Source organism: Cupriavidus sp. UME77, from assembly GCF_014170355.1.
GTDB lineage: Bacteria > Pseudomonadota > Gammaproteobacteria > Burkholderiales > Burkholderiaceae > Cupriavidus > Cupriavidus basilensis.
This window is the reverse complement of record NZ_LZZU01000012.1, coordinates 1-21,362: the sequence shown is the minus strand read 5'-3', so window position 1 is coordinate 21,362 and position 21,362 is coordinate 1. Positions and strand designations below refer to the sequence as shown.

Annotated in this window: 16 protein-coding genes; 4 read left to right on the top strand and 12 right to left on the bottom strand. The window is 65.4% G+C overall.

Annotation, left to right across the window (positions count from 1 at the left end; genetic code table 11):
* Positions 1 to 48: 48 nt before the first annotated feature.
* A complete protein-coding gene (locus tag A9975_RS04930; protein WP_183031640.1) occupies positions 49 to 2,379 on the top strand; it encodes a TonB-dependent siderophore receptor in 2,331 nt (776 codons plus the stop codon).
* Positions 2,380 to 2,425: 46 nt separating this feature from the next.
* Here A9975_RS04930 and A9975_RS04925 read toward each other — a convergent pair whose 3' ends face one another.
* The 5 genes from A9975_RS04925 to phaC form a co-directional block, all read right to left on the bottom strand.
* A complete protein-coding gene (locus A9975_RS04925; RefSeq protein ID WP_183031639.1) occupies positions 2,426 to 3,406 on the bottom strand; it encodes a tRNA-dihydrouridine synthase in 981 nt (326 codons plus the stop codon).
* A 360-nt stretch (positions 3,407 to 3,766) separates the two neighbouring features.
* On the bottom strand, positions 3,767 to 4,318 hold the full coding sequence (gene phaR / locus A9975_RS04920) for a polyhydroxyalkanoate synthesis repressor PhaR (protein WP_006155938.1): 552 nt from the start codon (positions 4,316 to 4,318) through the stop codon (positions 3,767 to 3,769).
* A gap of 396 nt (positions 4,319 to 4,714) precedes the next feature.
* Positions 4,715 to 5,455 (bottom strand): 3-ketoacyl-ACP reductase, encoded by a 741-nt coding sequence (locus A9975_RS04915; protein WP_183031638.1) that lies wholly within the window; start codon positions 5,453 to 5,455, stop codon positions 4,715 to 4,717.
* Positions 5,456 to 5,589: 134 nt separating this feature from the next.
* The gene (locus tag A9975_RS04910) at positions 5,590 to 6,771 is read right to left on the bottom strand and encodes an acetyl-CoA C-acetyltransferase (protein ID WP_183031637.1); all 1,182 of its coding nucleotides are present in this window, start codon (positions 6,769 to 6,771) and stop codon (positions 5,590 to 5,592) included.
* A 76-nt stretch (positions 6,772 to 6,847) separates the two neighbouring features.
* Complete coding sequence (phaC, locus tag A9975_RS04905) at positions 6,848 to 8,641, bottom strand: class I poly(R)-hydroxyalkanoic acid synthase (RefSeq protein ID WP_183031636.1); 1,794 nt, start codon at positions 8,639 to 8,641, stop codon at positions 6,848 to 6,850.
* 372 nt (positions 8,642 to 9,013) lie between these two features.
* On the opposite strand from phaC, the gene A9975_RS04900 reads away from it, so the two are divergent.
* Positions 9,014 to 9,274, top strand: coding sequence for a hypothetical protein (locus tag A9975_RS04900; protein WP_183031635.1), 261 nt, complete (start codon positions 9,014 to 9,016; stop codon positions 9,272 to 9,274).
* 13 nt (positions 9,275 to 9,287) lie between these two features.
* Here the strand turns inward: A9975_RS04900 and pgeF are convergent, their stop codons facing one another.
* On the bottom strand, positions 9,288 to 10,091 hold the full coding sequence (pgeF, locus tag A9975_RS04895; protein ID WP_183031634.1) for a peptidoglycan editing factor PgeF: 804 nt from the start codon (positions 10,089 to 10,091) through the stop codon (positions 9,288 to 9,290).
* Positions 10,081 to 11,391, bottom strand: a complete 1,311-nt coding sequence (locus A9975_RS04890) for an RluA family pseudouridine synthase (protein ID WP_370563911.1) — start codon at positions 11,389 to 11,391, stop codon at positions 10,081 to 10,083. The genes pgeF and A9975_RS04890 overlap by 11 nt, the downstream gene beginning before the upstream one ends.
* Here A9975_RS04890 and A9975_RS04885 point away from each other — a divergent pair.
* The gene (locus A9975_RS04885; protein ID WP_183031633.1) at positions 11,315 to 12,145 is read left to right on the top strand and encodes an outer membrane protein assembly factor BamD; all 831 of its coding nucleotides are present in this window, start codon (positions 11,315 to 11,317) and stop codon (positions 12,143 to 12,145) included. The two genes, A9975_RS04890 and A9975_RS04885, sit on opposite strands and share 77 nt — an antisense overlap.
* A 92-nt stretch (positions 12,146 to 12,237) precedes the next feature.
* On the opposite strand, the gene A9975_RS04880 is transcribed toward A9975_RS04885, so the two are convergent.
* The 3 genes from A9975_RS04880 to A9975_RS04870 all read right to left on the bottom strand — a co-directional run bounded on the left by A9975_RS04880 (position 12,238) and on the right by A9975_RS04870 (position 15,653).
* Positions 12,238 to 14,433: an ATP-dependent DNA helicase gene (locus A9975_RS04880; RefSeq protein WP_255503061.1), complete on the bottom strand. Its 2,196-nt coding sequence runs from the start codon at positions 14,431 to 14,433 to the stop codon at positions 12,238 to 12,240.
* 58 nt (positions 14,434 to 14,491) lie between these two features.
* A complete protein-coding gene (locus tag A9975_RS04875) occupies positions 14,492 to 14,695 on the bottom strand; it encodes a DUF465 domain-containing protein (protein ID WP_150987726.1) in 204 nt (67 codons plus the stop codon).
* Between the two features lie 145 nt (positions 14,696 to 14,840).
* Positions 14,841 to 15,653 (bottom strand): hypothetical protein, encoded by an 813-nt coding sequence (locus A9975_RS04870; RefSeq protein WP_183031632.1) that lies wholly within the window; start codon positions 15,651 to 15,653, stop codon positions 14,841 to 14,843.
* Positions 15,654 to 15,852: 199 nt separating this feature from the next.
* On the opposite strand from A9975_RS04870, the gene A9975_RS04865 reads away from it, so the two are divergent.
* Entirely contained in the window at positions 15,853 to 18,222 is a 2,370-nt protein-coding gene (locus A9975_RS04865; protein ID WP_183031631.1) for a Tex family protein, read from the top strand.
* 119 nt (positions 18,223 to 18,341) lie between these two features.
* On the opposite strand, the gene A9975_RS04860 is transcribed toward A9975_RS04865, so the two are convergent.
* Complete coding sequence (locus A9975_RS04860; RefSeq protein WP_183031630.1) at positions 18,342 to 20,240, bottom strand: potassium transporter Kup; 1,899 nt, start codon at positions 20,238 to 20,240, stop codon at positions 18,342 to 18,344.
* 330 nt (positions 20,241 to 20,570) lie between these two features.
* Entirely contained in the window at positions 20,571 to 21,290 is a 720-nt protein-coding gene (locus A9975_RS04855; RefSeq protein WP_183031629.1) for an ABC transporter ATP-binding protein, read from the bottom strand.
* Positions 21,291 to 21,362 lie beyond the last annotated feature (72 nt).

The following is a 21,362-nucleotide window of genomic DNA, read 5'->3' as shown; positions in this document are numbered from 1 at the left end:
GCAAGACGTGCTGAGAACCAACCCGATCTCAACGGAAAAGAGCTTGTAATGACCAAACGTCACCATCGCACCGCGCGACCTGCGCAGCAGGCGGTGCGCCCCCATCCCGCCTTTGCCCTGAACCGCGCCACAGCCGCCGTGCCGACGGTGCTGCTGCTGGGGATGACCGTGGGTGCCCTGGCCTTGGCCGCCCCGCCGGCACTCGCACAAAGCACCGGCCAGGCGGTGGATGCCTGGAGCCGCTTCAACGTGCCGACCGGCCCGCTGGGCGAGGCCGACGGCCGCTACACGCTGAGCCGGACAGCCCAACAGACGCAAAGCCAAGCCGCGGAAAGTGGGGCTACGCTACCAGCGGTGACGGTACAGGCGAGCTCAGCGATCGACGCCTACGCCGGCGGGCAGGTGGCGTCCGGCAGCCGCGTGGGGCTGCTGGGCGACAAGGATTTCATGGACACGCCGTTTTCCACCATCAGCTATACGGACAAGTTCATCGAAGACCGGCAGGCCAAGGACATCACCGACGTGATCGCCGCCACCGATCCCACGGTGTTCAGCAATGGCGTCACCGGCGCCTGGAGCGAGAACTATTCCATCCGCGGCTTCGCCTCCAACACCAGCGATATCACCATCGGCGGCCTGTTCGGCATGGCGCCGTACTACCGCACCACCCCCGAAATGTTCGAGCGTATCGAAGTATTGAAAGGCCCATCGGCCCTGCTCAACGGCATGCCTCCGGGCGGCTCGGTGGGCGGCACCGTCAATCTGGTGCCCAAGCGCGCGGGCGATGAGCCGCTGACGCGACTGACGGCGACCTACATGTCCAATGCGCAGTTCGGCGGACATGTGGACCTTGGGCGGCGCTTTGGTGAGAACAAACAGTTCGGCATCCGCTTCAACGGGGTCTATCGGGATGGAGAGGGAGCGGTCAACCTGCAGGAAAAGAAGACCCGGTTCGCGTCCCTCGGGCTGGACTGGCGGGGCGAGCGCGCTCGCGTCTCTGCCGACCTCTACAGCAGCGATGACCGCGTGGACGGCGTGACCCGAGGCATCAATCTGGCCCCCGGCGTGGCAGTGCCCAAGCCACCCAGGCCCGAAACCCTGCTGAACCCGGATTGGTCCTTCGTCAACACCAGGGACAAGGGTGCGATTGTCCGCGGCGAATTCGACGTGAGCGAACAACTGACGGCCTATGCAGCCTTCGGCACCAGCAGGACCGACTACAAGTACAACGGTACGATGTCGGCCCAGGTGCTCAACGCGGCGGGCGATGTTCGGCACAGCATGGGCCAACTGGCCTTCGATATTGAAAAGACATCGGGGGAAGCTGGATTGAAGGGCAAGTTCCAAACCGGCAGCGTCAAGCACCAATGGGCTTTGAACGTCACGTACTACTCGGACACCGAAAGAGACTATGGCCGCAGATCGGTCCCGGGCGCGGACTGGACCACCAACATCTACAACCCGGTCTGGGGCCCAGCCGCCGGAATGCGTTGGCCGCCGACCCTCCACACGGAAACGCGCCTGACCAGCTACGGCGTCGCGGATACCCTGTCTTTTGCGCAGGACAGGGTGCAACTGACGCTGGGCGTGCGTCACCAGGAAGTGCTCACCGATACCTTCAGCCTCACGACCGGGGCGCGCAGTGCCCGCTATGACGCAAGCGCCATGACGCCTGCGGCCGCGCTGCTGGTCAAGGCCACGAACCATATTTCCGTGTACGGCAACTATATCGAAGGGTTGAGCAAGGGTCAGACCGCGCCGGCAACTGCCGCCAATGCGGGAGAGCTGTTTCCGCCGGCCAAGACCAAGCAGAAGGAAATCGGCCTCAAGCTCGATCTCGGCGAATTCGCCCACACGGTCAGCTTGTATGAAATCGAGCGGCCAAGCAGCTACACCGACATTTCCACCAACGTCTTTTCCTTTGGTGGAGAGCAGCGCAACCGGGGGGTCGAGTGGGGCTTCTTCGGCTCGCCGCTGCGCGGCGTGCGCTTGATGGGTGGCATCGCCTATGTGGACCCCAAGCTCACCAAGACTGCCGGGGGCATCAACCAGGGCAAGCAGGCAACCGGTGTACCGAAGCTGCAAGGCAAGCTGGGCGTGGAGTGGGACACCTCCGCCGTGCCGGGCTTGACGCTGACCGCCAATGCGACCGCCGTATCCAAGCAATACATCAGTGCCGACAACTCGCTATCGGTGCCGGGCCACACGGTGTATGACCTGGGCACACGCTATGCCACCAAGGTCTCCAGCCATCCGCTGACCGTGCGGGCCAGCGTCAACAACGTGACCAACAAGGCCTATTGGGGAATGCCGCTGTTGTCCGGTTTGGCCCTGGGCGCCCCGCGCACCTTCATGCTGTCGGCCACGATGGACTTCTGAACGATGCGTGCGCATACGCCTCTGATGGCCACGTCTGCTCGCGAGCCTATTGTAACGAGGGTGATGTCCCCAGCGTGCCCTCCAGAGCGCTCTCGATCACCGCCTGAACCTCCCGCGCCCCTTGCAGGCGCCGGATGGCCGTATGCAGCTCGGCAGCCTGCGGCCAGGTCCGTTTCAGGTAGCTGAGCCACAGCTTGACGCGTCCGTGCTCGTGAGCGCAATCGTCATTGGCCTGCAGCTTCTTCAGGTAGCCGGCGATATGGCGGAGCACCGACGGCCATTCCTCGGCGCAGGGCGTTCTGTCCATCAGTCCGCGTATGCGCAAGGCCAGGAATGGATCCGACACGGCGCCCCGCCCGATCATCACGTCGGCACAGCCGCTGACCGCCCGGCAGCGCTCCCAGTCGGCCACCGTCCAGACTTCGCCGTTGGCAGTGACCGGCACGCCCACCGCAGCATCGATACGTGCGATCCATTCCCAGTGGGCCGGCGGCCGGTAGCCATGATCCCGGGTCCTGGCATGCACGACCAAGGACGCCGCGCCCCCTTCGGCCAGGGCCGTGGCGCAATCGATCGCCAGCGCCGTATCGGACACACCAAGCCGCATCTTTGCGGTCACGGCAATGCTGGCAGGCACCGCGGCGCGAACGGACGCAACGATCCGGTTCAGCAGTTCGGGATCCGCCAGCAGCATGGCCCCGCCGCCGTGCCGGTTGACGACTTTGGCCGGGCAACCGAAATTCAGGTCCACGCCATGCGGCGATAGCCGGGCTGCCTGGGCGGCATTCACCGCCAGCCATTCAGGATCGCTCCCCAACAACTGGATCACCATCGGCGTGCCGCTGGGGGTATGGCCTCCGTCGAGGATCTCGGGCGTGTCTCGCTCGTAGACGCGCTCGGGCAGCAGGGAGCCCGTCACCCTCACGAACTCGGACACGCACCCGTCGTACGCGCCCGTGGCGGTCAGCACGTCGCGCAACACGTAGTCGGCAAGCCCCTCCATGGGGGCAAGAAACAGGCGGCTCATACGAAGGCTGGCATCGATGCCGGGAAACGAGGAAACGCCAAACCCACCGTCGGCGCGGGCGTGGCCTCGGCGGCAAGCGCCTGGCGAATGTCTTGGATTGCGGAGGGCATTGGGATTCGCGCTGTGCAGGCGAGTCCGCAGTATGAATCGCCACATTTGACAGGGGTAGCAGCCGCGGTGATTCCGCGCGTTACCCGAATCTGCGTGATTTTAACCGATCGTCCCGATCAGCGAAGGAAGGTCATGCATGCGCTGGGGACTCGCCCCACGCCAGCCCGGCCAGATCGCCGGCGCCGCGAGGGTTCCATGTGTTCCCGGGGGATTGGGAACGCGCAACAGGCCGGCGCGGCGTGCGCCGGCTTACTTCTTGTCCGGCTGATTGAAAGGGAACGTGCCAAACATGTTCTTGGCCTGGCTTTGCATCTGCTCCTGCATCTGCACGAACAGGTTCTTGCTCTGCTCGATGTAGTTGCTCATCATCCCTTGCATCATCGGGCCCTGCATGTTCATGAACTGGGACCACATATCGGGGCTGAATGGCTCGCCCGAGTACAGGCCCTTGGAGTTCTCGGCCAGCTTGCTCTGGATGTCGATGAAGGCCTGGATGTTCTTTTCCAGGTAGGTGCCCATCATGCCCTGCATCGCATGGCCGTAGTAGCGGATGATCTGCGACAGCATGGAGCTTGAGAACATCGGCACGCCGCCCGTTTCTTCTTCGAGAATGATCTGCAGGAGGATGCTGCGCGTGAGCTCGTCGCCGGACTTGGCGTCGATCACCTTGAAGTCTTCGGTATCCATCACGAGCTGCTTGACGTCGGCTAGCGTGATGTAGGTGCTGGTCTGCGTGTCGTAGAGCCGGCGGTTTGGATACTTCTTGATCAGTCGCTCTGCGCCTTTCTTGGTGGTAGCCATCGTGCTCTATCCTTTTATCGTCGCTGTTGCATGCTGCTGCACCGCATGCTGTGCGGTGCGCAAATCGGGACCGCCAGCGGGGGATACAACGTGTTGACCTGCAACGCATGATCTATTTTGGTGCGGGCTAGCCGCTGCCCTGATTCTATGCCCAACAAGGCACTATTGAAAGCCGGACCCGTTAAGGAAAACCCGCACGGGGCAAAGGATTGCGGGTGTTTGGGGCCCGCAATGCCGCGCCACGCCCGCGCGTTGGTGCGGTGCGGGGTGTGCGATGCAATATTGCTGCGGGGTGAGAGGCCTCGCAAGCGGCCGCGGAAATGAAAAAGGTCCTCCGCGGAGGACCTTCCCAAGACAAGAAACCATCCAGGAAAACCAGGGATGGCTTGCCGTTCGTTACCCCATGTGCAGGCCGCCGTTCAGCGAGAAGTCCGCGCCAGTCGAGAAACCCGACTCTTCCGACGCCAGCCACGCGCAGATCGAGGCAATTTCTTCCGGCGCGCCCAGGCGCTTGACCGGAATCGTGCCGACGATCTTGTCCAGGACGTCCTGGCGGATCGACTTGACCATATCGGTAGCAATATAGCCCGGCGAGACCGTGTTCACGGTCACGCCCTTGGTCGCCACTTCCTGCGCCAACGCCATGGTAAAGCCGTGCAGGCCAGCCTTGGCGGTGGAGTAGTTGGTCTGGCCGAACTGGCCCTTCTGGCCGTTGACCGACGAGATATTGACGATGCGGCCAAAGCCACGATCCGCCATGCCGTCGATGACCTGCTTGGTCACGTTGAACAGCGAAGTCAGGTTGGTGTCGATCACGGCATCCCAGTCGGCGCGCGTCATCTTGCGGAACACCACGTCGCGCGTGATGCCGGCGTTGTTGATCAGGATGTCGACCTCGCCCACTTCGGACTTGACCTTGTCGAACGCGGCTTTGGTCGAATCCCAGTCGGCAACATTGCCTTCCGAGGCGACAAAATCGAAGCCCAGGGCCTTCTGCTGCTCGAGCCATTTTTCGCGGCGCGGCGAGTTGGGGCCGCAACCGGCCACGACCTTGTAGCCATCCTTGGCCAGACGCTGGCAGATGGCCGTTCCAATGCCACCCATGCCACCGGTCACGTATGCAATGCGCTGAGTCATATCTACTCCTTGATGGCTAGTTTTTATTGACACCGGCGGCAGGAAGCCCTCCCCCCGCCGGCACACCCCTCAGACCGGCCTGCGCGCCTGTTCGTTGCGTTCGTTGCATTCGTTGCGGCAAGCCCGGCAAATCGTCACTTGCGTTCCACAGCCAGCGCCACACCCATGCCGCCGCCGATGCACAGCGAGGCCAGGCCCTTGTGGGCGTCGCGGCGCTTCATTTCGTGCAGCAGCGTGACCAGGATGCGGCAGCCCGACGCGCCGATCGGGTGGCCAATCGCAATGGCGCCGCCGTTGACGTTGACCTTGGACGTATCCCAGCCCATCTGCTTGTGCACGGCCAGGGCCTGCGCGGCGAAGGCTTCGTTGATTTCCATCAGGTCGAGCTCTTCCACGCTCCAGCCGGCGCGCGACAGGCAGCGCTTGGACGCGGGCACCGGGCCCATGCCCATCACCTTGGGATCGACACCGGCGGTGCCGTAGGCGCGGATCGTGGCCAGCGGGGTCAGGCCGAGTTCCTTGGCCTTGGCTGCCGACATGACCACCACCGCGGCGGCGCCGTCGTTCAGGCCCGAGGCGTTGGCGGCGGTCACGGAACCGGCCTTGTCGAAGGCCGGCTTGAGGCCAGCCAGCGCTTCCTGCGTGACGCCGTGGCGCACGAACTCATCGGTGGCGAACAGCACCGGGTCGCCCTTGCGCTGGGGAATCGGCACCGGCACGATTTCCTCGTCGAACTTGCCGGCCTTCTGCGCGGCTTCCGCCTTGTTCTGCGAGCCGGCCGCGAACGCGTCCTGGGCTTCGCGCGTGATGCCGTATTCCTTGGCGACGTTCTCGGCGGTGACGCCCATGTGGTACTGGTTGTAGACGTCCCACAGGCCGTCCACGATCATGCTGTCGATCAGCTTGGCGTCGCCCATGCGGAAGCCATCGCGCGAGCCCGGCAGCACGTGCGGTGCGGCGCTCATGTTTTCCTGGCCACCGGCCACCACGATCTCTGCATCGCCCGCGGCAATCGCGTTGGCGGCCAGCATCACGGCTTTCAGGCCGGAGCCGCAGACCTTGTTGATGGTCATGGCAGGCACCATTACGGGCAGGCCAGCCTTCAGCGCTGCCTGGCGCGCCGGGTTCTGGCCGGAGCCGGCCGTCAGCACCTGGCCCATGATCACTTCGCTCACCTGCTCGGGCTTGATGCCGGCACGCTCAAGCGCAGCCTTGATGACGATGGCGCCCAGCTCGGGCGCGGGAATCTTGGCGAGCGAGCCGCCGAACTTGCCCACCGCGGTACGGGCAGCGGATACGATGACAATGTCAGTCATTGGGAGGTCCTCTCGAGTTGGATGCAAATAAGGGGGGAAAGAGGCCGGCCCCGCAGGGCGCCGGCCCGGACAAATCCTATGCCTTCGCCTTGACGTAGCGGCCCGGTGCCGGCTCGATCGCGCGGTAGTCCTTGTTGCCGTAGTCGGTGGGGGCCGCCTTGCGCGCGCCGGCGTGCTTGGCCAGCCAGGCCGCCCAGTCCGGCCACCAGCTGCCGGCATGCTCAGCGGCGCCGTCGAACCACTCCTGCGCCGAAGCAGGGAGCTTGTCGTTGGTCCAGTGGCTGCGCTTCTTCTTGGCCGGCGGGTTGATCACGCCGGCGATATGGCCCGACGCGCCCAGCACGAAACGCAGCTTGTTCTTGAGCAACGCGGTAGAGGCGTAGGCCGACATCCAGGGCACGATGTGGTCTTCACGCGAGCCGTAGACGTAAGTTGGCACGTCGATGCTGCCCAGGTCCACCGGCGCGTTGCACACGGTCAGCTTGCCCGGCACCTTGAGCTCGTTCTGCAGGTAGGTATGGCGCAGATACCAGCAATACCAGGGGCCCGGCAGGTTGGTGGCGTCGCCGTTCCAGAACAGCAGGTCGAACGGGACCGGCGTATTGCCCTTCAGGTAGTTGTCGACGACATAGTTCCAGACCAGGTCATTGGGACGCAGGAACGAGAACGTGTTGGCCAGTTCCACGCCACGCAGCAGCGCGCAGGGCGTGCCCGCCGCACCACCCAGGGTGTTTTCGCGCAGCTTGACGTGGGCTTCGTCGACGAACACATCGAGCACGCCGGTATCGGCAAAATCGAGCAGCGTGGTCAGCAGCGTCAGGCTGGCGGCGGGACGCTCGCCGCGCTTGGCCAGCACCGCCAGCGCGGTGGAGACGATGGTGCCGCCCACGCAGAAGCCCAGCACGTTGATCTGGTCCTGGCCGCTGATCTCGCGCGTGACTTCGATGGCGCGGATGGCGGCATGTTCGATGTAGTCATCCCAGCTGAGCTCGGCCATCGAGGCATCCGGATTGCGCCAGGAAACCATGTAGACGGTATGGCCCTGCTCCACCATGTAGTTCACCAGCGAGGTCTGCGGCTGCAGGTCGAGGATGTAGTACTTGTTGATGCAAGGCGGCACCAGCAGCAGCGGGCGCGCGAACACCTTGTCGGTGACGGGCTTGTACTGCAGCAACTGGAAGTAGGCGTTCTCGTAGACCACCGCGCCTTCGGTCACGGCCACGTTGCGGCCCACTTCGAAGGCGGATTCGTCGGTCTGCGAGATCTTGCCGCGGCCAAGGTCGTCGAGCATGTTGCGCACGCCGGCCCGCAGCGATTCGCCGCCGGAGTCGATCAGCTTTTTCTGTGCCTCCGGATTGGTGGCGAGGAAATTGGCCGGCGACATGGCGTCGACCCATTGCGAGATCGCAAAACGGATGCGCTGGCGGGTCTTGGCATCGGCTTCGACCGCGCCCGCCAGCTCATTCATGGCGCGCGCATTGATCAGGTAGAAAGCGGCGGCGTAGTGAAACGCCGCGCTGCTGCGCCAGGCGTCGCCGGAAAAGCGGCGATCGGCCAGGGCCGTGGCGGGATTGGCGCCGCCCTCGGCCATGCTTTGCCAGAGCGCGGTGAAGTCCTTCATGTAGCGTTGCTGGATGTCGGCCAGTTGATCGGGCGCGATTTTCACGCCCGCCATGGCGGAACCCTTCAATGCCTCGAAACCGGGGATAAATGGCATGCCAGGCATGCCCTGCTGGGTCGTCGCACCGTTAGCCTGTGCCTGACGGGACCATTCCAGCCATGTCGCTGGATCAAATGGCCCCGAAGCAAATGAAAACGGTTGGGACTTGTCTTCCTTGGTGGAAGCTGCCGCACCTTTGCCGGTTGCCATGATGTTTCGTCTCTCTGCCGTCACTTATTTGAAAGCTGGCTGGGCGGCGTACTACCACCGCGGGGCTCTCCCCCGCCGCCAGCCTCGGAACCGGCCCGCGCTGACGCCCTCGGCTGGTGACGTCATGCGGTATGCTTGCCGGACACGCCGCGCCGCGGATCTGAACGTCCCGGCGGAGCCTGCGAATGCCTGCTAGCACACAGCCTTGCAGCGCATTCGAGGCCATTGTTGCCTTGCAATGTTATGCCTGTCAATGCGGAAAAATGCGCGGAGCGGCGCTAACGGCAAAATGCGCTCAGCGCGAACCTGCGAGCCTCCCTTTGGCGACACTCCGGCCACGGGGCTAGCTTGCCCGAGAAGGATGACTTTCTGATGTATATCGTTGCAATCGGTTGGCTGTATGTGGTCCTGATGATGGCCATTACCGAGCATACCGTGGTCGCGGGACTGGCCACGTTCGTCTTTTACGGCCTGTTCCCGGTGGCGATCCTGGTGTACATCATGGGCACCCCGGGGCGCCTGCGCCGGCGCAAGGCAGAGGAAGCGAGGCAGGCGAAGAGCGCGCAAGCGCCCGCCGGCCCCGTGGCACCTGCAGAATCCGCAGGGCCGGAACAGCCGCCTGCCCGGGATTGACGCTGGGAAAGTTTCAGGCGGCCAGCCAGACCAGGCTGGCCATGCGCCCCGTGACGCCGTCGCGCCGGTAGGAGTAGAAGCGCTGCGCATCGCCAACGGTGCAGGCGTCGCCGCCGTACACCGCGGTGCAGCCGGCGCGGGCCAGGCGGATGCGGGCCAGCGCGTAGATATCGGCGAAGTACTTGCCGCCCGCGCCGGCGCGGAAGGCAAGATCCACCTGCGCCGTCTCGTCAGGCCGCGCCTGGGCCAGGAAAGCCTGCCGGACTTCGGCGCCAACTTCGAAGGCATCCGGGCCGATGGCCGGCCCGAGCCAGGCCAGCCATTGCGCCTGCGCGCCAGCCGGCTCGCCAACCTGCTTGCCCATGCGAGCCAGGGTTGCCTCGATTACGCCGCCACACAGCCCGCGCCAGCCGGCGTGCGCGGCGCCAACCACCGTGCCGGCACGGTCGCACAGCAGCACGGGCAGGCAATCGGCGGTCATCACGGCGCAGACCCGGCCAGCGGTCGTGGCAATGCTGGCGTCCGCCTGCGGAACCACGCCATCGGCGGCAAACTGGTCCTCGGTGGCAATCGCGCAGCCATGCACCTGCTCCAGCCAGCCCGGTGCGGCCGGCAGCCGCGCCGCCAGGCGTGCGCGGTTGGCCGCGACCGCGGCGGCATCGTCGCCCACATGGGTGCCAAGGTTCAGCCCGCCCGGGCTGCCGTCAGCCAAGCCGTAGGGGGCCTCGCTGACGCCACCCTGGCGGGTGGTGGACAACGCGCGCACCCGCGCCGGCGCCGGCCAGTCGGGGACCAGCCAGGGCACCTCAGTCGTCATCGCCGTATTCCCATGCGCCGTCCTCGCCTTCCGTCCAGCCGTCGTCCTCGTCTTCGTCGCCGGCACGGTCAAAGTCGAGCGCTTCGATCAGCGCCTGCAAGTCATCGGGCGGCTGCGCTTCCCAAGATACGAGCTTGCCGGTGGCCGGGTGCACCAGCCCAAGCCGGAAGGCGTGGAGCGCCTGGCGCGCCAGCGGCACCGGCAGCGGTGCCTTGATGGCCGGACGTTGGCCGCGCTGGGTGGCGGCGCGGTGATAGACCGGATCGCCCACCATGGGATGGCCGATTGACTCGAAGTGGACGCGAATCTGGTGGGTGCGGCCGGTTTCGAGCTGGCACATCACCATGGACACGTGGCCGCGCCCGAGCGGCACCGTGCCAAGGGTACGGAAATGGGTGCGCGAGGGCTTGCCGCTGTTGGTGAGCACGATCGCCATGCGGATGCGCTCGCGCGGATCACGGCCGATCGGCGCATCGATGGTGCCGGACTCGGGCGTCACGCCCCACACCAGCGCCAGGTAGCTGCGCTTGACGGTACGCGCCTGCAGCTGGCGCACCAGGTCGGTCTGGGCGGTCAGCGTGCGGGCCACCACCATCAGCCCCGATGTTTCCTTGTCGAGCCGGTGGACGATGCCCGCGCGCGGCAGGCTTGCGGCCTCCGGGTAGCGGTGCAGCAGGCCGTTTAGCACCGTGCCGCCCCAGTTGCCGGCGGCAGGATGCACCACCAGGCCGGCGGGCTTGTCGATGACCAGCAGCGTGGCGTCCTCGTACACGACGTTGAGCGGCACGTCTTCGGCCACGAAGGCGCGCGATTCTGCCGCCGCCTGCGGACGGACCACGACCCGCTCGCCCATCTGCACGGAGGACTTGGAGCGGCGCACCTCGCCGTCGACCAGCACCGCCCCGTTCTCGATCCATTGCTGCAGGCGGCTGCGCGAGAAGCCGCTGAGGTGGCGTGCCAGCAACTTGTCGAGGCGTTCGCCGTGTGACGCACCATCGACTTCAATCTCTACCGGCTGCATTTCCAATTCGATTGGCGATGCCTCCGCTCCTGCCTCCAGGCCGCCTAGCGCGGCCACATCGGTCAGGTCTTCCAGGTCCTCCACCTCGTTCAAGATGTCGGTTGAATCGGCAGCTTGCTGCTCGATGCCCTTGGCGGCGGTTTCCGACAAGGGGCTTGGGCTATAATGCTTGACGCTATTTTTCATCCGGGATACGTTGCCCATGCAATTGATGAGCATGAAGCGCGCCAGCTGGCGCGCAAGAATTGGAGCGATTCTGCTCGCAGGCGGCTGCGTCATGCTATCGGCGTGCGGCCTGCTGTCGGATCAACCAGACGAAACTGCCGGCTGGTCGGCTAACAAATTATATTCGGAAGCCAAGGACGCACTAGATTCCGGCGACTTTACCCGAGCTGTGAAGCTGTACGAGAAGCTTGAGGGACGTTATCCCTTCGGCCGTTTCGCCCAGCAGGCACAGATCGATACCGCCTACGCCAACTACAAGGACGGCGAAACCGCCGCCGCGCTTGCCTCGGTCGACCGCTTCATCCAGTTGCATCCGAATCACCCGAACGTGGATTATGCCTATTACCTGAAGGGCCTGATCAACTTCAATGACAATTTGGGCTGGCTTGGCCGTTTTTCCGGCCAGGACCTGAGCGAGCGTGACCCCAAGGCCGCGCGCGCTGCTTATGACGCCTTCAACACGCTGGTCACGCGCTTCCCGGACAGCAAGTACACGACGGATGCTGCCGCGCGCATGCAGTACATCGTGAACTCGCTGGCCCAGCACGAGGTCCATGCGGCACGCTACTACTACCGCCGTGGCGCCTACCTGGCCGCCGCAAACCGGGCTCAGCAGGCGCTCAAGGACTACGACGGCGCGCCGGCCAACGAGGAAGCGCTGTACATCATGATCCGCTCGTACGATTCGCTGGGCATGAAGGACTTGCGCGACGATACCGCCCGCGTGATGGAAAAGAACTTCCCCAACAGCGATTACATCAAGTACGGGGAACGCCGCAAGGACAAGTCCTGGTGGGAAGTGTTCTGAACGTCAGGCACGGCGCTTGAGCGCGCTGACAACAAAAAACCCGATCGGAAGATCGGGTTTTTTGTTTGTTGGCCGCCGCCCGCGCCAGGTGGTCAATCGGGCGCGGCTTGCCCTGCGGCGTCATCAGCCGCCGGTGCGCCTTCGCCATTGCGCAGCGACTCCAGGAAGTGGACCACCGTCTCGGCCTCGCGCGTGCGCTTGAAGGGCGGCAGGCTCTGCCAGATCTGGCGGCCGTAGGGCTTCTCCACCAGCCTGGTATCGCAGATCACCAGCACGCCACGGTCGGATTCCGAGCGGATCAGCCGCCCCGCGCCCTGCTTGAGCGTGATCACGGCATGCGGCAACTGATGCACGGCGAACGGGCTCAGGCCCTTCTTTTGCAGCACTTCCATGCGCGCCGCCAGCACGGGATCGTCGGGCGGGGCGAACGGCAGCTTGTCGATGATGACCAGCGAGAGCGCCTCGCCGCGCACGTCGACGCCTTCCCAGAAGCTCTGGCTGCCCACCAGCACCGCATTGCCAAGCTCGCGGAAGCGGTCCAGCAATTCGGTTCGGCTGGCCTGGCCCTGCACCAGCAAAGGCAGCTCCAGGCCGCGTTCGGCAAAGGCCTCGTAAAGCAGGTCGGAGGCACGCTGCACTGCCCGCAGCGTGGTGCACAGCAGGAAAGCGCGGCCGCCGGCGGCCTCGATCAGCGGCAGCGCGGTCTGCACCACGGCGTCGGTGAACTGCGGCGACTGCGGCGCCGGCAGGTCGCGTGGCACGTAGAGCAGCCCCTGGGTGGCGTAGTCGAACGGGCTGGGCAACGTCAGCGACTTGTCCTTGTCCAGGCCAAGCTGGGCCGCATAGTGCGTGAAATTGCCCTTCACGGATAGCGTAGCCGAGGTGAAGATCCAGGCGCGCGGGTGCCCTTCGCGCTGGCGCGTGAAGATCGGCGCGATCGACAAGGGCGTGCGGTGCAACTGCACGGTCTGGGAGAACACCTCGACCCAGCGCACGGTTTCCGGCCCGAAGGCCGCGCTGGCCGGGGCTTTTTCATCGCCCCCTGCAGCGGCGGGCGGTGACACCGCCTTGGCATCGTTGCGCCAGGCGGCCAGGCGCTGGTCGAGCTCCACCGCGCGGCGATGGCACTGCTCCAGTGACTCGGCACGTTCGGCCTGGCTCTCAAGCAGGGTCACGAATTCCGACAGCGCGCTTTCGAGCGCGTCCAGCGTCTCGAAGAATGGCTTGCCGATGCGGGGGTCCGCCTCGATCTGGCTCACCGCCAGGCGGGAATTGTCCCGGGTGAAGGCCAGGCGCAGGTCCCGCGCGGCGCGCTCCAGGGGGGCCGCGATCCGCACCCAGTCGGCGGCGTCCCGCGCGTGCGAGAGACCCTCGGCCACGGTGTCCCGCGCCAGCTCCAGCAGCTGGCTGGTAGACAGGCTCTCGCCGAAGAACAGCGTCGCCGTATCGGGCAACTGGTGCGCTTCGTCGAAGATCACCGTATTGGCAGCCGGCAGCAGCTCGGCCATGCCCGTGTCACGCAGCACCACGTCGGCAAAGAACAGGTGGTGGTTGACCACCACGATGTCCGCCTGCTGTGCTTCCTTGCGAGCGCGCATCACAAAGCACTCTTTGTAGCTCGGGCACTCCGTGCCCATGCAGTTGTCGCGGGTCGAGGTGACCAGTTGCCAGACCGGCGCGTTTTCCGGCACCGAGGCCAGCTCGCCCTTGTCGCCCGACGACGTGACTTTGGCAAAGCGGGCGATCTCGCGCAGCCAGGCGGCATCCTGGCGCGAAGCCAGGCGGCCCTGGATCTCGGCCCGCTCCAGGTGGTAATGGCAGAGGTAGTTGGCCCGCCCCTTGAGCAGCGCCACCGACACCGGCACATTGAGCGCTTTGCGCACCGTGGGGATATCGCGAAGGAAAAGCTGGTCCTGCAGGTTCTTGGTGCCGGTGGAGAGGATCACCTTGCCGCCCCACAGCATGGCCGGAACCAGGTAGGCAAAGGTCTTGCCCGTGCCCGTGCCGGCCTCGACGATGACCGTGTCTGCCCGCTCGATCGCCCCGGCCACGGCGGCGGCCATCTGCTCTTGCGCCGCGCGCGGGCGATAGCCTTCGATGCCGGTGGCCAGGGTCCCGGTCTCGGCAAAGATGGTGGCCAGTTGGGCGGCGTGCGAAACCGCCGTACCGGCCGGCCCGGCAGCGCTGGCCGCCGTTGCTTCGGGCGAGTCAGATGTGTCGGGCGTAGCGGCGCGATCAGACGGATCTGACGTTACGGTGGCGGCGGGCAGGTCTTCGGAATCGGGCAAGGCGAGGCTTTTTGGCGAGCCGCTTCAAGAGCGGCCCGGGGCAAGGGGAATCGGGGAATCAGGCGGGCACGTCCGGCTCGAGCTGAAGCTGCAGCAAGGTAATCGCATCCTTGAGCTTGAGGCGGCGCTTTTTGAGTCGGCGCAGTTGCAGCTCATCGTGCGCGGCATCAGCCGCCATGCGGTCGATCAGGTAATCGAGATCGCGATGCTCGATCTGCAATTCCATGATCTGTCGCGATAAGGTATTCAGGTTGCGGTCCATGGGCTCCCCCGCTCAAAGCCGGCGCTGGGCGCCGGCGGGCCGGTACGGCAAATGACGTGGGCGCGGCCAGGTGCGTCGCGCCCACGTCCGGCACCGGCTATTGTCGCCGGTATTGCCCCCGGCTGTGGGCGCGGCGCTTAGCCGCTCAGAAACCGAAGGGACGTGGCGCGGACGCCTGACCCTGCTGCTCCTTGGCCTTGGCACGGCGCTCGTCGACGTCTTTCTGCCGTTGCTCGGCGTCACGCTGCTTTTGCTCGTAAGCCTTTACATTTTCCTGCCGCTGCTTGGCTTGCTGCGCGCCCTGCTCCTGAGCGGCCTTGACGCGGGCATCGAAGTCGGCCTGCTTCTTGTCGTAGGCCTGGGCATTGGCGGCGCGCTGCGGCGCATCGGCCTCGTGCTGCGCATCGCGCAGTTTCTGCTCTTGCTGCTTGCGCTCGTAGCTTTCGCGGCTGGCACGCTCGTTGGCGTCGCGGCTGGGCTGCTCCGCTTCGTACTGGGCACGCTGGATCGCCTGTTGCCGGTCACGCTCGGCCGCCTTGAATGCGCGCTCCGCGTCACCGACCTCGAGCTCGCGCTTGCGCAACACCTGCAACTCGGCGCGCTGCGCGTCCTTGGCTTTGTCGATGCAATGCGTGACAAAGAACTTGTTGTAGCAATCGTGCTCGGCCGTGCCATACCGATAGGTGGTCCAGGCGCGCGAGTCGCTGATGGCCTTGCGCTCCGCGGCGAAATCCCGGGGCGGCGTTTGCGGCGCGCCAGCAGCGGCAGGAGGCTGTGAGGCACCAGGTGCCGCCTGCGCCTGGCCGAGCGTTGGCAGGAACAACGCCGCCAGGCCAGTGGCAAGCACGGCGAGCCGCAGCTGCGCGGGCAGCAAGCGGGCCGCGCGGAGCACAGCCGGCGTGGCGAGGCGGTCGGGGAACGCGGCCGCAAGGGCGGTCGGATGTGGCTTGACGATCATGCTTGGATTCTAACATCCGCCTGCCGGTTGCCGCGCTTGTTGCCACGCTTGTTGACATACGGGCAGGCCGCCATCCCGGCGCGGCGCCACCGCCCCTGCGGGCACCCCGGGTCACGCGGGCAGTACCCTCCCCGAGCGCCTCGCCGCGTGGCGGCAAGCTTGTGGCAAAATGCCCCGCTTTCGACCGACTGTTTTCCTGATGTCCACTCTGCCAGCTTCCGTCATGCAAAAGATCGTGTCGCTCATCGCGGCCGAACTGTCCGTCCAACCCCGCCAGGTGGCGGCGGCCGTAGAACTGCTCGACGAAGGCGCGACCGTCCCGTTCATTGCGCGCTACCGTAAGGAAGTGACCGGCAACCTGGACGACACGCACCTGCGTAATCTGGAAGAACGCCTGCTCTATCTGCGCGAGATGGAAGAGCGCCGCGCCACCATCCTCGCCTCGATCGAGGAACAGGGCAAGCTGACGCCCGAGCTGCGCGCAGCCGTCGAAGGCGCGGAAACCAAGCAGGTCCTGGAAGACCTTTACCTGCACTACAAGCCCAAACGCCGCACCCGCGCCCAGATCGCGCGCGAATGCGGGCTGGAACCGCTGGCGCTGGCGCTGCTGGCCGATCCCACGCTGGACCCGCAGGTGGAGGCCGCCAAGTACGTCAACGGCAACCCCACCGCCGACGGCGGCGTGCCGGACGTCAAGGCCGCGCTGGATGGCGCGCGCGACATCCTGTCGGAACAATTTGGCGAAACCGCCGAGCTGCTTGGCAAAGTGCGCGAGCACCTGTGGAGCAACGGCGTGGTCACCTCCTCGGTGATGGAAGGCAAGGAAGGCGCGGAAGAAGAGAAATTCCGCGATTACTACGAATACAGCGAAACCATCCGCACCATTCCGTCCCACCGCGCGCTGGCGCTGTTCCGCGGCCGCAATGCGGGCGTGCTGATGGTCAAGCTCGGCCTGGGCGAGGAACAGGACGCGATGGTGCCGCACCCGTGCGAAGGCATGATCGCGCGCCATGTCGGCATCCAGAACCAGAACCGCCCGGCCGACAAATGGCTGGCCGACGTCTGCCGCTGGTGCTGGCGCGTCAAGGTGCAGCCGCACCTGGAAACCGAGCTGCTGACCCAGCTGCGTGAAACCGCGGAAAGTGAAGCCATCAAGGTGTTCGGCCGCAACCTGCACGAACTGCTGTTGGCCGCGCCGGCGGGTCCGAAGTCCGTGATGGGCATCGACCCGGGCATCCGCACCGGCTGCAAGGTGGCCGTGGTCGACGCCACCGGCAAGCTGATCGACACCGCCACCATCTACCCGCACGAGCCGCGCCGCGACTGGAACGGCTCGCTCGCCACGCTGGCGCGCATGGCCAAGCAGCACAATGTCATGCTGGTCTCGATCGGCAACGGCACCGCCAGCCGCGAAACCGACAAGCTGGTGCTGGACCTGATGAAGGCATTGCCTGAAGCCAAGCTGACCAAGATCGTGGTCAGCGAAGCCGGCGCATCGGTGTACTCGGCATCGGAACTGGCCGCCAAGGAATTCCCGGACCTCGACGTGTCGATCCGCGGCGCGGTCTCGATCGCGCGGCGCCTGCAGGACCCGTTGGCGGAACTCGTCAAGATCGATCCCAAGTCGATCGGCGTGGGCCAGTACCAGCATGACGTGAACCAGCGCGAGCTGGCCCGCGCGCTGGACGCCGTGGTGGAGGATTGCGTGAACGCCGTGGGCGTGGACGTGAATACCGCCTCGGCCCCGCTGCTGGCCCGTGTGTCCGGCCTGAACACGGTGCTGGCGCGCAATATCGTCGAGTACCGCGATGCCAACGGGGCCTTCCCCAATCGCGCCGCGCTGAAGAAGGTGCCGCGACTGGGTGACAAGACGTTCGAGCAGGCCGCTGGCTTCCTGCGCGTCAACGATGGCGACAATCCGCTGGATCGCTCCTCGGTCCACCCGGAAGCCTACCCGGTGGTCAAGCGGATCCTCGACCAGATCAAGAAGGGCCTGCCGGAAGTGATGGGCAATCGCGAAGCGCTGCGTGGCCTGTCGCCGACATCCTTCACGGATGAGACCTTCGGCCTGCCGACCGTGCGCGACATCCTGTCCGAACTGGAAAAGCCCGGCCGCGACCCGCGCCCCGAGTTCAAGACCGCAACCTTCCAGGACGGCGTGGAAGACATCAAGCACCTGCAGCCGGGCATGGTGCTCGAAGGCGTGGTCACCAACGTTGCCGCCTTTGGCGCGTTCGTCGATATCGGCGTGCATCAGGACGGACTGGTCCACATCTCCGCCCTGTCCACCAAGTTCATCAAGGATGCGCACGAGGCGGTCAAGGCTGGCCAGATCGTCAAGGTCAAGGTGATGGAGGTGGACGTCAAGCGCAACCGCATTGGCCTGACCATGCGCCTGGACGACGAGCCTGGCCAGGGCCCGGTCCGCGCGGGCCAGACCGACCGCGGCAACGCGCCGCGCCAGGGTCAGGGCCAGCGGGCCGGCCAGGGCAAGGGGTTCGGCGGTAATCAGCGCCGCGATGAACCGTCAGGCGCCATGGCGGCAGCCTTCGCCAAGCTCAAGCGCTGAGCCTGGCGGTACTGAAGTAAAAAAAGCCCCTGTGCCATGTGCACAGGGGCTTTTTTCTTTCGCGGGCCAGTGAGGCTGGCCCGGCCGCTACCGCGGCATGCGAACGGCGGGGGCTGCCGTCAGATCTCCACCTTGGTGCCCAGCTCAACCACACGGTTGGCCGGAATCTGGAAGAAGTCCGAGGGCTTGGCACCGTTCTGATGCATCCACGCGAACAGGCTTTCGCGCCACATCGACATGCCCGGCAGCTTCGACGGAATCACCGATTCGCGGGCGATGAAGAACGAGGTTTCCATCAGCTCGAAGTGCATGTTGAGCTTGCGCTGGGCCAGATCCAGCACCCGCTGCACATCCGGCGTTTCCTTGAAGCCGTATTCGGACTTGAGGATGAACACGCCGCCGCCCAGATCCTTGCAGGTCAGGCGATGGTCATCGTCCACATAGGGCACGTCGCGCGTGACAAAGCTCAGGAACACCACGCGCTCATGCAGCACGCGGTTGTGCTTGAGGTTGTGAAGCAGCGAAACCGGTACCGACTCGGTGTTGCCGGTCAGGAACACAGCCGTGCCTTCGACCCGATGCGGCGGGTGCGCCAGCAGGCCACCGATAAACGGCTCGAGCGGAATGCCATCTTCCAGGCTGCGCGCGCGCAGCAGCTTGCGCCCGCTGTGCCAGGTCATCAGCAGGAAGAAGGCGGTGCCGCCCATCAGCAGCGGGAACCAGCCGCCCTCGGCGATCTTGAGCAGGTTGGCCGAGAAGAACGCCAGGTCGACCAACAGGAAGGTCAGGCCGATCAGGGTCACCAGGATCGGGTTCCACTTCCACACGTTGCGCATGACCACGGCGGCCAGGAACGTGGTGATCACCATGGTGGTGGTGACCGCGATACCGTAGGCGGCCGCCAGGTTGTCGGATTTCTTGAAGGCCACCACCACGATCACCACCAGCACCAGCAGGAGCCAGTTGATGACCGGCAGGTAGATCTGGCCGATTTCAGCGTCCGACGTATAGCGGATGCGCATGCGCGGCACGAAGCCCAGCTGGATGGCCTGGCTGGTCAGCGAGAATGCGCCCGAGATGACGGCCTGCGAGGCGATCACCGTGGCGCACGTGGCCAGCAGCACCATGGGGATCAGCAGGGGCTGCGGCACCATCAGGTAGAACGGATTGCTGATGGCTTCGGGGTTCTGCAGCAGCATCGCGCCCTGGCCGAAGTAGTTCAGCATCAGGCAAGGCATCACCACCGCGAACCAGCCCATGCGGATCGGCCGGATGCCAAAGTGGCCCATATCGGCGTACAGCGCTTCCGCACCGGTCAGCACCAGGAACACCGAGCCAAGCACCACAAAGGCCTGCAGCGAATGCTCCATCAGGAAGGTGACCGCGTAGTACGGGTTGACCGCCATCAGGATCGAGGGCACGTGCATCATGTGATACACACCCAGGGCGCCTAGCGCGGCGAACCACACCATCATGATGGGCCCGAACAGCTTGCCCACCGCGGCGGTGCCGCTGCGCTGGATCATGAACAAGGCCGCCAGGATCACCAGCGTGATCGGTATGACGAAGTGCGACAGCCCGGGCGCGGCGATCTCCAGGCCCTCCACCGCGGACAGGACCGAGATCGCCGGGGTGATCACCGCGTCGCCATAGAACATGCAGGCGCCGAAGATGCCGAACATCATCAGCAGCTTTGCCATGCGCGAGCGCGGTGCCGCGGTGCGCAGCGCCAGCGCCATCAGGGCCAGGATGCCGCCCTCGCCGTCGTTGTCGGCGCGCATGACGAACATCACGTACTTGAGCGAAACCACGATGATCATCGCCCAGAACAACATGGAGATGATCCCCATGACGGCGGCGTCGCTAAATGGGATGCCGTGCTCGGTGCTGAAGCACTCCTTCAGGGCGTACAACGGGCTGGTACCGATATCGCCGAAGACGACGCCGATCGCCCCGATCACCAGCGCACGCTTGCTGGGACTTTCGACGAAATAATGACTGGTTGCGGGCTGGGTCATGGATAAGGGTAAGGTTGAAAGGCTCGCGCAACGGCATCGGCACACGGAGATGTGCGCCCGAGATGGCGCAACGGCACCGTGCCGCTATTGCATTGCACAAACGCGCGCCATTCTAGATGAAGTGCCGGGTGACGACCACTAGGGAGCATCCCGCCTTGAGGAACCTGCCTCGTGCTGGTGACGTGGCAAGCATGCGAGGGAAGTCCCGCCCGGTCAAGCGCTTGCGCGGGGTGGACCACCAGATCGCCCACGAATAGGGGGATACGCACGTTGCTGCATCGCCACAAATTGCGCACAATTAGTCACAATTGAACATGAGGCGTGTGCGGATCAAACGCCAAGATAGCGATCCAGCAAGCCGGGTTCCACCGCCAGTTCGGCCGCAGGCCCGTTCATGACGACCATGCCCTTCTCCAGCACCACCACGCGATCCGCATTGGCCAGCACCGTGCGGTAGTTGCGATCCACCACCACAGACGCAATGCCGGTGGCGCGCACGGTGGCAATGACCTGCCAGATCTCGGCGACAATGCGTGGCGCCAGGCCTTCGGTCGCCTCATCGAGGATCAGGCAGTCCGGGTTGGTCATCAGGGCCCGTCCGATCGACAGCATCTGCTGCTCGCCGCCGGACAGTTGCTGGCCTCCGTGGCCAAGGCGCTCCTTGAGGCGCGGGAACAGGTCCAGCACCCTTGCCTCGTCCCAGTCCATCCGGCCGGACGGCCCTTTGCGCGCCGCCATCAAGAGGTTCTCGCGCACTGAGAGATTGGGGAAGATGCCCCGCCCTTCGGGCACATAGGCCACGCCCAGGCGTGCCACTTCATATGGCTGCGCACGGGAGACGTCGCGCCCGCCGGCGAGGATGGTGCCCTCGCGCTGCCGCACATGGCCCAGCAGAGTACGCAGCAGCGTGCTTTTGCCCATGCCGTTGCGCCCCAGCAAGCCCACGGTCTCGCCCGTGCCGACGCTGAAATCGATCCCGCGCAGGACGTGGCTGCTGCCATACCAGGCATGCACGCCGCGTGCGGCAATCATCTCGCTTTGCGCGCTCATGCTGCCTGCTCCCTATGCGAGGCCGCCTGGCGGGAGTCCGCCCCCTGCTGGCCCCCCTCGCCCGCCGTGCCC

Coding starts and splice junctions, on each gene's coding strand:
- A9975_RS04925 (WP_183031639.1), bottom strand. CDS start 3,406: ATGAGCCGCCTGTTTCTTGCCCCCATGGAGGGGCTTGCCGACTACGTG.
- A9975_RS04860 (WP_183031630.1), bottom strand. CDS start 20,240: ATGACCCAGCCCGCAACCAGTCATTATTTCGTCGAAAGTCCCAGCAAG.
- A9975_RS04900 (WP_183031635.1), top strand. CDS start 9,014: ATGTATATCGTTGCAATCGGTTGGCTGTATGTGGTCCTGATGATGGCC.
- A9975_RS04890 (WP_370563911.1), bottom strand. CDS start 11,391: ATGACGCAGCCGCCTGCGAGCAGAATCGCTCCAATTCTTGCGCGCCAG.
- A9975_RS04910 (WP_183031637.1), bottom strand. CDS start 6,771: ATGACTGACATTGTCATCGTATCCGCTGCCCGTACCGCGGTGGGCAAG.
- A9975_RS04865 (WP_183031631.1), top strand. CDS start 15,853: ATGTCCACTCTGCCAGCTTCCGTCATGCAAAAGATCGTGTCGCTCATC.
- pgeF (WP_183031634.1), bottom strand. CDS start 10,091: ATGACGACTGAGGTGCCCTGGCTGGTCCCCGACTGGCCGGCGCCGGCG.
- A9975_RS04915 (WP_183031638.1), bottom strand. CDS start 5,455: ATGACTCAGCGCATTGCATACGTGACCGGTGGCATGGGTGGCATTGGA.
- A9975_RS04930 (WP_183031640.1), top strand. CDS start 49: ATGACCAAACGTCACCATCGCACCGCGCGACCTGCGCAGCAGGCGGTG.
- A9975_RS04870 (WP_183031632.1), bottom strand. CDS start 15,653: ATGATCGTCAAGCCACATCCGACCGCCCTTGCGGCCGCGTTCCCCGAC.
- phaR (WP_006155938.1), bottom strand. CDS start 4,318: ATGGCTACCACCAAGAAAGGCGCAGAGCGACTGATCAAGAAGTATCCA.
- A9975_RS04875 (WP_150987726.1), bottom strand. CDS start 14,695: ATGGACCGCAACCTGAATACCTTATCGCGACAGATCATGGAATTGCAG.
- A9975_RS04855 (WP_183031629.1), bottom strand. CDS start 21,290: ATGAGCGCGCAAAGCGAGATGATTGCCGCACGCGGCGTGCATGCCTGG.
- phaC (WP_183031636.1), bottom strand. CDS start 8,641: ATGGCAACCGGCAAAGGTGCGGCAGCTTCCACCAAGGAAGACAAGTCC.
- A9975_RS04885 (WP_183031633.1), top strand. CDS start 11,315: ATGCAATTGATGAGCATGAAGCGCGCCAGCTGGCGCGCAAGAATTGGA.